Source organism: Photobacterium sp. SKA34 (assembly GCF_000153325.1).
Taxonomy (GTDB): Bacteria; Pseudomonadota; Gammaproteobacteria; order Enterobacterales; family Vibrionaceae; genus Photobacterium.
On sequence record NZ_CH724142.1, the window covers coordinates 487,985 to 500,206 of the forward strand.

9 protein-coding genes and 1 pseudogene are annotated in these 12,222 nt (G+C 36.8%); 7 read left to right on the top strand and 3 right to left on the bottom strand.

Going from position 1 to position 12,222, the window contains the following annotated elements; translation table 11 throughout:
* The first annotated feature begins 572 nt into the window (after positions 1–572).
* The gene (locus tag SKA34_RS11195; protein WP_083784328.1) at positions 573–1,892 is read left to right on the top strand and encodes an ISNCY family transposase; all 1,320 of its coding nucleotides are present in this window, start codon (positions 573–575) and stop codon (positions 1,890–1,892) included.
* 331 nt (positions 1,893–2,223) lie between these two features.
* Here SKA34_RS11195 and SKA34_RS11200 read toward each other — a convergent pair whose 3' ends face one another.
* Together SKA34_RS11200 and SKA34_RS11205 are read right to left on the bottom strand one after the other, a co-directional pair.
* A complete protein-coding gene (locus SKA34_RS11200) occupies positions 2,224–4,329 on the bottom strand; it encodes a PAS domain-containing hybrid sensor histidine kinase/response regulator (RefSeq protein WP_006645642.1) in 2,106 nt (701 codons plus the stop codon).
* Between the two features lie 12 nt (positions 4,330–4,341).
* On the bottom strand, positions 4,342–5,505 hold the full coding sequence (locus SKA34_RS11205) for an FIST signal transduction protein (protein WP_006645643.1): 1,164 nt from the start codon (positions 5,503–5,505) through the stop codon (positions 4,342–4,344).
* Positions 5,506–5,650: 145 nt separating this feature from the next.
* Between SKA34_RS11205 and SKA34_RS11210 the strand changes: the two genes are divergently transcribed.
* Positions 5,651–6,382: an SDR family oxidoreductase gene (locus SKA34_RS11210; protein ID WP_006645644.1), complete on the top strand. Its 732-nt coding sequence runs from the start codon at positions 5,651–5,653 to the stop codon at positions 6,380–6,382.
* 46 nt (positions 6,383–6,428) lie between these two features.
* On the opposite strand, the gene SKA34_RS11215 is transcribed toward SKA34_RS11210, so the two are convergent.
* Entirely contained in the window at positions 6,429–6,884 is a 456-nt protein-coding gene (locus tag SKA34_RS11215; RefSeq protein WP_006645645.1) for a hypothetical protein, read from the bottom strand.
* A gap of 685 nt (positions 6,885–7,569) precedes the next feature.
* Between SKA34_RS11215 and SKA34_RS11220 the strand changes: the two are divergent.
* The 5 genes and pseudogenes from SKA34_RS11220 to SKA34_RS23635 all read left to right on the top strand — a co-directional run.
* Positions 7,570–9,947, top strand: a pseudogene (locus tag SKA34_RS11220) (heavy metal translocating P-type ATPase).
* The gene (gene ccoS / locus SKA34_RS11225; protein ID WP_006645648.1) at positions 9,948–10,169 is read left to right on the top strand and encodes a cbb3-type cytochrome oxidase assembly protein CcoS; all 222 of its coding nucleotides are present in this window, start codon (positions 9,948–9,950) and stop codon (positions 10,167–10,169) included. It abuts the pseudogene before it with no gap.
* A complete protein-coding gene (locus SKA34_RS11230) occupies positions 10,162–10,842 on the top strand; it encodes a sulfite exporter TauE/SafE family protein (RefSeq protein ID WP_006645649.1) in 681 nt (226 codons plus the stop codon). Before ccoS ends, SKA34_RS11230 begins: the two co-directional genes overlap by 8 nt.
* A 76-nt stretch (positions 10,843–10,918) precedes the next feature.
* The gene (locus tag SKA34_RS11235) at positions 10,919–11,683 is read left to right on the top strand and encodes an FNR family transcription factor (RefSeq protein ID WP_005367842.1); all 765 of its coding nucleotides are present in this window, start codon (positions 10,919–10,921) and stop codon (positions 11,681–11,683) included.
* A gap of 274 nt (positions 11,684–11,957) precedes the next feature.
* A partial coding sequence (locus tag SKA34_RS23635; protein WP_006645650.1) for a universal stress protein occupies positions 11,958–12,222 on the top strand: 265 nt, incomplete at its 3' end.

Below are 12,222 nucleotides of genomic sequence, written 5' to 3' on the forward strand. Positions count from 1 at the left end.
ACATTAGCTAGCTCGAGATTTATTACAGTTAATAATTTGGCTCTCGAGAGCTTAAACGCTATGGACTAAAAATTGTTGGTTTGGAAGTTGGGAAATTATTGTGGAAGCGTTCCAATTATAAAAGTTAATCGCTTGGTTGAAATCAGAGATTGGTAATTCATTGATAGATACTGAGTAAGAGATCACTGAAAACTGTGAACAAATATTTAAGGCGCTTGAAAACTACAGATCAATTCTGGAGAACTATCGGCAAGTGGTTTTAATCAAAAGTTATTGAAGGACATCAGTTTGAGATTTACGGTCAATTCGAGTCAGCCGATGCAACAATTAAGTTTACTCATTACTAGTTACTGAAGTGCGCCTGAATTTGATGATGGTATGGAAGAGTTGCTTGAAGCTCTTAAAACTCAGTAACCAACAAATCTAAACAAGCCAAATCTCCATCATTTTAACAATATATTCATGTCAGCCCTACTTTAAAATGTCACATTCCTCCAACTTAGAAATGTCACATTAGGTGTATGATTCTTCCTATGGAAGAATCAGCCTACGGTGCTGGAATGTTACTCACGATGAGCACAAAAGAGCTTCAGAAACTCGAAACAATACAAAACGTTTGTGATAAGCGTATTAGACAAATTGATGCTTCTAAAATCCTGAACTTAAGCCGTAGGCATATTCAAAGATTGGTTAATCAATACCGACAGTTCGGGGCTAATGGTTTAATTTCAAAAAAGCGAACTAAGCCAAGTAATCGTCAATTCAATGCATCATTGAAAAAACAAGTTATTGATTTAATTCAGACTCATTACTTCGATTTTGGTCCTACGCTAGCCGCAGAAAAATTAGCTGAAATTCATGATATTAGACTCTCTACTGAAACCATCAGAAAATGGATGGTTTCGGTAAAACTTTGGAAACCAAAGGTTAAGAAAAGACGTAAGATTTATCAACCGAGAGCGAGAAGAGATTGTATAGGCGAACTTATTCAGCTTGATGGTTCCCCCCACGACTGGTTCGAAGGCCGAGCCGATAAATGTACATTGCTTGTTTTTATTGATGACGCAACAAGCGCCATCATGCATTTATATTTTTGTGATTCTGAGTCGACGTTTTCATATATGGCTGCGACTAAGCAGTATATACAACAGCATGGTAAGCCTGTCGCGCTCTACACGGATAAACACGGTGTTTTCCGTGTTAACCATGCTAGCAACGAAGACCGCAATAAACTGACTCAATATGGTCGCGCACTAAAAGAATTAAACATTGAGCTAATTTGTGCCAATACTCCACAAGCTAAAGGGCGCGTAGAACGCGCTAATTTAACGCTTCAAGACCGTCTAGTTAAAGAGATGAGGCTAGCAGGGATTAATGGGATAGAAGAAGCAAACGAGTGGTTATCAGGTTTTATAGATAACTATAACAGGCGCTTTGCTAAACCAGCTAAACGTCAATTGAATGTGCACAGACCTATCTACGAAACCCCGAAAGAGTTATACGATATTTTCTCCTGGCAAACTTCGCGAAAAGTAACTAAATCACTAACGCTACAGTATGACAAAGTCATGTATTTACTTGAAAAAAATTCAGAAAATGAAAACCTTGTGGGTAGAAATATCATGATACATGATTACCCTGACGGTCAAATAGATATTAAGCATTTAGGTCAATCATTAGGTTACAGTATTTTTGATAAATTGGAGCGAATAAATCAGGGAGAGATAGTTGAAAATAAGCGTTTAGACGCTGTTTTGAGATTAGCGATGGTAGAGCAAGAACGATTGGAATCAGAAGGTTTAAGAGAGCGTAGTCGTTCAGATACACCAAGACGACAAGAACAACGTAGACAGTCGCGAATAAATCCCGTGATGTATGACCAAGCGAAATAACAAATTTCTGTCACTTAGAAAAAGTGACATTTCTAACTTGGAGAACCGTGTGACATTTCTAAATGGTTGCAACAATTAACAATATATTCAAGTACGCATTATGTTTATTATGTTAAATAAGGTCTTGTAGTAATGGTATGTGTTCTTGTTTTTCCTATCTCATATCTAACATCCCTGTTCCACTTATAGGTTTATTGTTGTATTTAACAGTATTGGCTATTTACCATAAAATAGGTAATTAACATCAATTTTAAATACTGCTGCAAATGTTCAGTTTGCCTTGTACTTAAAGCTTACTGTTAATTACTAGAGATTCGATTATGGCGAATCTCTAGATCGTACTTTCTGATTGCTGATTTTCTTTAAGTTCTTGGTATTTTTCCAGCAACGCATCTAACTCATTAGAACAGATTGGTTTTGCTAAAAAACCATCCATACCAATATCATGATAGATTTTCTGATCGCTTTGCATTGCATTCGCGGTTAATGCAACGATTGGAATGCTGATTTTTCTTTGTCTAAGTTGTTTTGTTGCTTCTAAGCCATCTAAAATAGGCATAGATATATCCATCAGCACTAAATCAAACTTATTGTGACCCTGTAACAGTACATTTATCGCTTCCTTTCCGTTGTTAGTTATCGCAACTTTATGTCCTCGCCGCTCCAACATTAACTTAGCAACTAACTGATTGGTTTTACTATCTTCTGCTAATAAAATATTTAAAGAGCAATCCGACTTGTTTTTAAATTTAATGTCGGCTTCGCAACTTTTTAATGATGGATAAATAATAGGAATAGAAATTTTAAAACAACTTCCTGTACCTAATTCACTTTCCAGTGATATTGTTCCGTCCATCTTTTCGATTAAATGTTGGCTAATCGCTAAGCCCAAACCTGTACCACCATAACGACGTGTGATACTTCCATCAGCTTGATGAAATGGATTAAAGATATTGGCTTGCGCGTCTTTAGCAATACCAATGCCAGTATCGATGACTGCTATTTCAATATTGTCGTCAACTTTACGAGCAACAACACGAACCGAACCGATGCTCGTAAACTTAACGGCATTACCGATTAAATTAAATAACACTTGAGCAATTCGATTTTTGTCACCGTAGATTTGTTTGGGGATTGCATCGTCAATTTCGCATTGAAATTGGACATTATTTTTAGTTGCTTGTGGTGCCAATTGATCAGCGACAAGTCTTATACTTTCCACAACATTAATATCACTATTGAAAAGTCTGAAACTCCCCGATTCGATCCTTGATAAGTCTAAGATGTCATTGATAATAGTCAGTAATAAATGTGCTGATTGGTCCATCTGTGATAACCAAAGATTCTGCTTGTTATTTAACCCAGATAAAGATAACGATTCCATTAAACCTAACACCGCATTAAGTGGTGTCCGTATCTCATGACTCATCATTGCTATGAATTGAGATTTAGCTTTGTTAGCTGTCTCTGCTTGTTTTTGCGCTTCCTGTAAATCAAATAAACGTCTTTTCCTACTCGTTATATCTTTAGCAGTTCCTCGAAATCCTTGTAGTTTTCCATACTTATCAAAATAAGGAGTACCACTAAAGCTATACCACTGATCTGTATTATCAACGCTACTAAGATTCCATTCTAAGTCTTCAAATACAACTTGCTGTGAGAGTTTACTCGTCAGTTTATTTTGGAATAATGGGTAGTTGTTAAAGAATTCTATAAAGTTATCACAGGATATTTGTGTATTAGCGACTTGAGGTTCTGAAATATAGGTAAAATTATAATCAACATCAATTTCCCAAAACCAATCACCTGCTGTTTTGGCAAAATCTTTAAATCGCTGCTGACTAAATGTCAGTTGTTGTGTTCGTGCGGCAACTAAGGATTGCAACCGTTCTCGATAATCTATATCGATGATCGCACGAGCGAGTAATGGTCTAAATCTATTAAGCACTCGCCTGCATCTTGGTGTGAACTGGCTTTTATCGTGGCTCATTAAAATCATAACAGCATCACTAGAGCTTACTTTGACTCCGGTTAATAATGCTGAACTGAAATCATTTAACGCTTCAACCGATTGTGTACTAAATTCAATAATATCTTTAGGGGAATATAGCGCGATGCATTCACCATTGATTGCACGTCTAAATGTACTTTCCATGAGCCAAGAATTTGTACCAAAACGATTATCAGTACTGACCAGCACATCAAGCATTTCTTGTTCGTCTTCCCTAGTAAGAACTAGCGCTTGATCAAAACCTATAAACTTGCGTAGGACTTCTAATAAACTATTGAATACTTGACGTTTATCATTCGCGCCCGCCATTGCCGAGATACCTTCTAAGATGGCTTCATTCTCATCTTGTAATTGGTTTTCTCGTTCTTGACTGCGTAATAAATCAATGATTGTTTCTTGTAGCTTTTCAGATTCAGAACTTATCATCGTATTAACAACCTACCCTTTATGAAAAATAGCTGCTGAAATCATTAAGTTACCGTGTGCATTTTCACCACTGATGAATTGCCCTTGCTCACCAAATGTAAATGGAGAAATATAAGGCTTATTTAACATTGCAATATTTACACCGGTAGCAACGTCATCCATACGATTTTTTATTTTTAACATGCATCCGGCACAAAAAATCGTTATTCCGCCTATTGGATTCAGCTTATTACCATTCGATGCTTTAACGACTCGGCTTGCTCTAGAAATCAGTCTTTCATCAGTGCCGTTCATAAAGTACAAGCGTTCCCCCTGCTTTACTTCAGCAAACATTTCGATACCCTTGCGCTGCGTAATATGTGCGGGATGTGCTAATTTAAAGTAAGGAAGATCAAAATATTCTCCAGCAAAACGCCCTAATGGGTTTAGACTGCTTTCACTTATTATATTGCTATTAGTATCAAATGGAATATTCATCCATTGTTGATAGACATCTGCTGCGGGTTTATTATCGAGCTCTATAACTTCCCTATGCTCAACTTTGGTCGCTATAGCTGATAAACCAGTACTAGCATAACCAGAATGAAATGAGAGACTTACTTCGCATGTTGGATAAAAAACAGCGATACCAATTCCCTGACTTGTTTCTTGTTCAACGTTAAATATTTGCCAGTTCTCTGCAATAAAATCATCAGCGGCTGTCCCCCCAATAATAGGTACTGTACAGCCCAACTCTTTTTCTATTCCTTGAATTATTTGTTCTTCATAACCCGGTGTTGCGTGTAATAAGATTAGTGATGGTAACTCGCCAACTCGCCCACTATTATGAATCGCTTTTAGTGTTGCTTGCCTTGCCATTTCATAAGGCGTATCAAAGTTTGAAATTATGGCTGTGCCATATGCTCCGTGATAATCATTAATCGCCCATAATGCTAGACCTGTTCCGCTAAAGTAGCCTTCATTTGTCATAAAACCTTGGCATGAGGTACAACCTAAAATAGCGGTATTAGGAAAGGATTTTTTTAGCACAGCTTGGAAAATACTGATGTCATAATTTTCAGAATAATAGATAAGCAGTAAAGAAGGCGTTGCAATTTTTAGATTAAGTCTATCAATAGCTTCATTAATAGCTTTGATAGATGAAGGCTGTATTGAGTAACTTGTTGTTATATCCATATCAATAGACTCATCCTTGAATTAATTTGTGATTAATATTATCAGTTATTTGCACTTTTTAAGTCAGAATTTTACCTACCTCTTATTAGATTAGCTTATCTTGTCGTATCATGTTGCAAAGATCTGTAAGTAAGGGATTATTAAAGTGGATTTAAGCTCAAATAAAATCGTTATTGTCACCGGTGGTGCTAACGGTATAGGCAAAGGGATTTGTAAATATTTAGCACAAAAAAATTTTATCGTTGTCGCATTAGATATCAATGAGCAAGCCGGATATGATTTAGTTAATGAAGAACCACGTATTCGTTTTCGTTTAACCGACGTTACTCAAATACCTGATATTAAAAACACGTTAGATTGGGTTAAATGTCAATTTGGACGGCTTGATGCTCTCATCAATAATGCCGCTATTTCTAATCCGTACAATACTCCTTTACACCAATTACCGTTAGATGAATGGCACCATATTTTAAATGTTAACTTAACATCCCCTTTAGCCATGAGTCAGCAGTGCCTACCTTTACTTGTTGAAAGTAAGGGTCATATCATAAATATAAGCTCAACAAGATATGCACAATCTGAACCAAACACCGAAGCATACGCTGCAAGTAAAGGTGGATTGGTTTCATTAACTCATGCACTTGCTGTGAGTTTATCTCCCGATATAAAAGTAAACTGCATTTCACCTGGTTGGATTCATACAGATGCGAGTCAATTACACGCTATCGATCATCAGCAGCATTTATCTGGACGAGTTGGAAATGTGAATGATGTTGCTGAAATGGTTGATTTTTTACTTTGTAGCCAAGGCTTTATAACGGGGCAAAATTTTATTGTGGATGGTGGGATGACAAAAAAAATGATTTATTGCGAGTAAATAGCACTTCAGTAAATATTCATATTAAGAAGTGCTATTTCTAATATTATTTACTGACGGTAAATTGAGAACTCATTGTCGTGCTTTTAGCCGTGATATCTAAAGCCCAAACCATTGGGTTATGGGTACATTTTGGAACGGTAAACTCTCCCACCCAAGTGTTTTTATTATACTGAGTAAATACAATGGGTACCGTACCCATATTCATAGAAACACCCGAAACAATAGCTGAAGGCTTAACATCTATATTGGTTATTTCTAGGCGAATTGGTGTTTGTGCAGTTAAATCTTTTGTTAAAAGTTGTACGTCAACGTTCTTATCATCTAATAAATACTGACAATTAGTTGTATCTAGATGACATATTTTCACTCCATTATTAGTACCGTCATCACTTTCGGAAGATGTATATGTCACTGTTCTCCATACAAAAGCTGAAATTAATATAGTCATTAATACTATTATTTGGATTAAACGACCACGGGTTAATTTTTCTGCTGCCATTTTTACAAATATTCCTGTTTTACAGAGTTCAAAATAGTCACATAATGTTAATTAAGCATAAATGTAATGTGGCCATTCCACCTGTAAAAATGTGTTAACTCAAGTATTATGCTCAGTGAAAGTGCCACTTTTATAATAAAAAAGCAATTTTAATCTTCTTTAATGAGTCGTCAGTAAACGTCACAACGCATTGATAAAACAATAAATATGGTATTTGTCAGTGATGTTTTGATAAATCAACACTAGAAAGTAAGTGGTGCATGAATACGATTGTATTCGTGAGATAAATAACCTACTACCTAAGTGGTGTTCTATATATATTCTGAGTCATAATTCTAGTCGTCTAATTTATCAGTTCTATTTATGACTTAACGGCTGTTTTTTTATTTATTTCTAATAATCAAGTTGATTTAGTCGCTTAGCATTACTATAAAAAGTAAAGCAATCAATATAGATCACTCTCGTTTACGGCTAGCTGATGCTTTTAATATTCATGCAATTATAAACATCAATCAGGATATAAATGCCATTATCAATTTGTTATACCTGAGTCTTTAGATGGACCATGATTTGTTGAAATTGAATCTTTTACAGTTGATTGAATGCTACAAGGACTTGTAAACGTACCAACATCCTCCCCGATTTCGTTGTGCGGAAAGAGAAAGGAATGACAGTAGAAAAGCATATACATAATGAGTGCTACCACTGCGGTGATCCCGTTCCTCATGGTAGCCAGTTTGAAGTCGAAATATTAGGCCAATTGAGACCTATGTGTTGTCCTGGCTGTGAAGCCGTTGCTACAACTATTGTCCAAAGTGGCCTTACTTCGTACTATGAGTACCGAACAGAACCTGCTGAAAAAGCTGATTTAGTCCCCGAACAGCTTAAGTCTCTCTCCCTTTATGATCACGCTGATATCCAGCAAGACTTCGTTCGTAGGATAGATCAAAACTTTAGTGAGGTATCCCTATTTATTGAGGGGGTATCCTGTGCTGCTTGCGCATGGTTAATTGAAAAGCAATTAATACGTGAAGATGGTGTTATTTCTATTCGTGTGAATACCACGACTAATCGTGCATTACTTGTTTGGGACACTGAAAAAGTTCAACTAAGTCATTTATTAGCGGTTATTCATCATATTGGTTATAAAGCCTCACCCTTTGAAGCTGATGCTCAAGAACAGCAATACCATAAAGCCATGAAGCAATACCTTTATAAGTTAGGTATTGCAGGTATTGCAACAATGCAGGTGATGATGATTGCTATTGCGCTTTATTTTGAAGTCTTTGGCAATCTAGATATAGAATTTAAAAATTATCTACGTTGGGTAAGCCTGATTTTTGCTACCCCAGTTTTACTGTACTCAGCACTCCCTTTTTATCTTAATGCATGGAGGAGCCTAAAAGCTTTTTCATTAGGCATGGATGTTCCTGTTTCAATAGCGTTACTGTTTGCTTATGGCGCAAGTCTATACGCAACTATGATGGAAGAAGGCGAAGTATTCTTTGAATCTATTTCAATGTTTACCTTTTTTTTACTACTCGGTCGATTCTTAGAAATGCGTGCTCGTCGACAAGCTGCGGCAGCCAGTGCCAATTTGCTAAAACTCATACCAAGTATGGCAACGCTTGCTAATGGTGAACAAGTTGCAGCAAAAACACTCAAAAAAGGTGACATTGTCACTGTATTACCAGGAGAACATTTCCCTGCGGACGGCGAAATTGATAAAGGATTAACAACCGTTAATGAATCTATGCTAACGGGAGAATCAGTGCCTGTAACAAGAACGATTGGAGATAAGGTTTATGCAGGGACTATTAATGGTGATGCCAATATCACAATGACAGTTACAGTAAACCGAAATGACTCTCTTATCTCTACTATTGTACGCTTGCAAGATGAAGCCCAAGTATCAAAACCAAAAGTAGCAGAGTTGGCTGATAATGTAGCTCGCTATTTTGTTGCTGCCATACTGATTATCGCTGTTGGCACTTGGTATTATTGGTATCAAGATAAACCTGATGATGCATTATGGATTACATTGGCCGTCTTAGTCGCTACCTGCCCTTGTGCCCTTTCTTTAGCAACACCAACGGCTATTACCTGTTCAACGTCTACACTTGGTAAATTAGGGATACTACTCCGACGAGGTCATGTATTAGAAACGCTATGTAAAGTTAATCGACTGGTATTAGACAAAACTGGCACCTTAACAGAAGTAACGTTTGCTTAATTGAAACGCACATGTTTAGTGAATTAAAGCAAGAAGAAGCGTTGATGATTGCAGCGGAATTAGAAAGATACGCCAATCACCCTATTGCTCAAGCTTTTAGCCGATATCGCCAAAAAAGTATACTTTTTAGTAATGTCGAAAATGTAATTGGTTGTGGTTTGAAAGCAACGCTAAATGGTGATGAGTGGCGCATAGGTAAATGTGATTTTGCTACTGATATAGAAAATAATAAATCGTTTAAAAATAGTAATGAATTCTCGGTATGGTTAACTTGCAATAAGCAACCTATCGCAGCATTTAAATTAGACGATCCAATCCGTCAAGAAAGTACCCAATTAGTCAAACAATGTCAGCAACATGGTATTCAGGTAACAATGTTAACAGGTGATAATACTATTCATGCCAATAGCGTTGCTAAAAAATTGGGTATTGATGAGGTTATTGCTAATCAAACACCACAAGGAAAGTTAGCATATTTAAACGAATTATCAGCAGATGACGTAGTATTAATGATAGGTGATGGTGTCAATGACGCCCCAGTGCTTGCTGGTGCTCATCTTTCCGTTGCTATGGGTAGTGGGACAGATATAGCTAAATCTTCAGCAGATATGGTACTACTTGGCGATAAATTAGAACGTATTTTAGAAGCGCGTACTTTAGCGTTGAAAACTCGAAAAATTATTCGAGAGAATTTATCTTGGGCGCTTGGATATAACTTGATAATCCTACCTCTAGCTGTATCAGGACTAGTGGCGCCATATATTGCCGTTGTGGGTATGTCATCAAGCTCGATCATTGTTGTATCAAATTCTTTAAGGTTATTAAAATAAATGAACAGTATTTACATATTAATACCTATCGCCATTGTTTTTGTCTGTATTGCTATTGGTATATTTTTATGGGCAGTAAAAAGCGATCAATTTGATGATTTAGAGCGTCGTGGGTACGATATTTTGTTCGATGAAGATGATAGTAAACACAAAAGCGCAGTTTCCAATTCTGAAACAATAGAAAAAGAACCACGTAACGATCAAGATAGCAAAAATGATTAATTTAGATTTTTATGCTGCCTTTTTAATTGGCTTAATGGGAGCTGGTCATTGTATTGGAATGTGCGGTGGTGTTGCTGCTGCGATCACTATTGGTATGCCGGAGAGTACTAAAAACAGTAAACGATGGATTTATCTTTTAAATTATAATTTTGGAAGGTTAGTCGCTTACACCGTTGCTGGGGCAATTATTGGTGCAATGCTTGCGGGTGTTGCCACCATTAATGGTTCCAATAGCCCACTGATATTTATGCGCTTTTTTGCAGCAATAATGATGATTGTTTTAGCGTTACATATTGGTCAATGGTGGTTTGGGTTAAACAAACTAGAACGTATTGGGCAAGTTGCATGGCGATATATATCACCGTTAGCCACATCATTTCTCCCCCTTAAATCGCCGATAAAAGCTTTACCCTTTGGTTTTCTCTGGGGCTGGCTACCCTGTGGTTTAGTTTATTCAGCTTTAACATGGGCGGCGGTTTCTGGAAGTGCTCTAAATGGTGCAATAATTATGCTTGCTTTCGGGTTAGGAACATTGCCTGCAATGTTAGCTGTCGGCGGTTTTGCTACACAGTTAAAAGTATGGCTAAAGAACCTTCATTTTAGGCGTGTTAGTGCATTATTATTAATGGCTTATGGTATTCAAACTGGTTACATAGCAATCAATCAAATGTAGTGACCTTTTTATTTCTCGTAATAATGCTTCATAATATGTTAAAATATTGACCTACATCAAATTGGTTAGACAGCATATGATTTCAGACAAGCTTACAACAAAACGTATCCAATCCGGCGGGTGTGCTATTCACTGCCAAGATTGCAGTATTAGTCAGTTATGCATTCCTTTCACGCTGAATGAGTCTGAGCTAGACCAACTGGATCAAATTATAGAACGAAAAAAACCGATCCAAAAAGGTCAGGAGCTATTTAAAGCAGGTGACGAGCTAAAATCGTTATATGCTATTCGTTCAGGCACCATTAAGAGCTACACCATTACCGAACAAGGTGACGAGCAAATCACTGCCTTCCATCTTGCTGGTGATTTAGTAGGTTTTGATGCGATCAATGAAATGCAGCATCCGAGTTTTGCTCAATCACTTGAAACATCAATGGTGTGTGAAATCCCATTTGAAATCCTTGATGATCTTTCAGGTAAAATGCCAAAGCTTCGCCAACAAATCATGCGCTTGATGAGCAATGAGATTAAAGGCGATCAGGAAATGATTCTGTTGCTTTCGAAAAAGAATGCTGAAGAGCGTCTTGCTGCTTTCTTATATAATTTATCACTGCGTTTTTCTCAGCGCGGTTTTTCACCACGTGAATTCCGTTTAACAATGACACGCGGTGATATTGGTAATTATCTAGGTTTAACGGTCGAAACTATCAGTCGTTTATTAGGGCGTTTTCAAAAATCGGAGATGTTAAGCGTAAAAGGCAAATACATTACGATCATTGATCATGATGAATTGGCTCGCCTTGCTGGAGTGGCTAAAAGTAACACATTATCTCAACAATAATCTTATTCATCTCCCTTATCTTTTATGATTTTAAAGCATCGTTTATACGATGCTTTTTTATTTAGCTGAACGGCTATTTCTCGTATTTATTTGTTCAGCGTATCAAAGTTTGCATAATTTTCTCTATTATCGTTCCCATATATTTCTATTCTAGGTTACAGTATTTATAGGGATTTAATTAATCTCTTGATATCTAAGTACATAGCCGTTGTTATACCTGTTTTAAATTAAACTTATCAAGAGATTGCCTACACAGTTGTGTAAAGGAGGCATTATGCAAAAGTATAAAAATATCTTAGTCGTCGCAGATCCTGAAAAAGAACAACAACCGGCGATCTCGCGCGCTGTTCATCTTGCCAAAATAAGTAAAGATGTAAAAATTATTATTTTCTTAGCTATTTATGATTTTTCTTATGAAATGACGTCGATGTTATCGACAGCCGAACGTGATGCTATGCGTCGCGGTGTGGTAATGCAGCGAGAAGAGTGGTTAAAGGAAATCGTCCAACCTTACTTAGAACAAGGCATTGATATAGAGA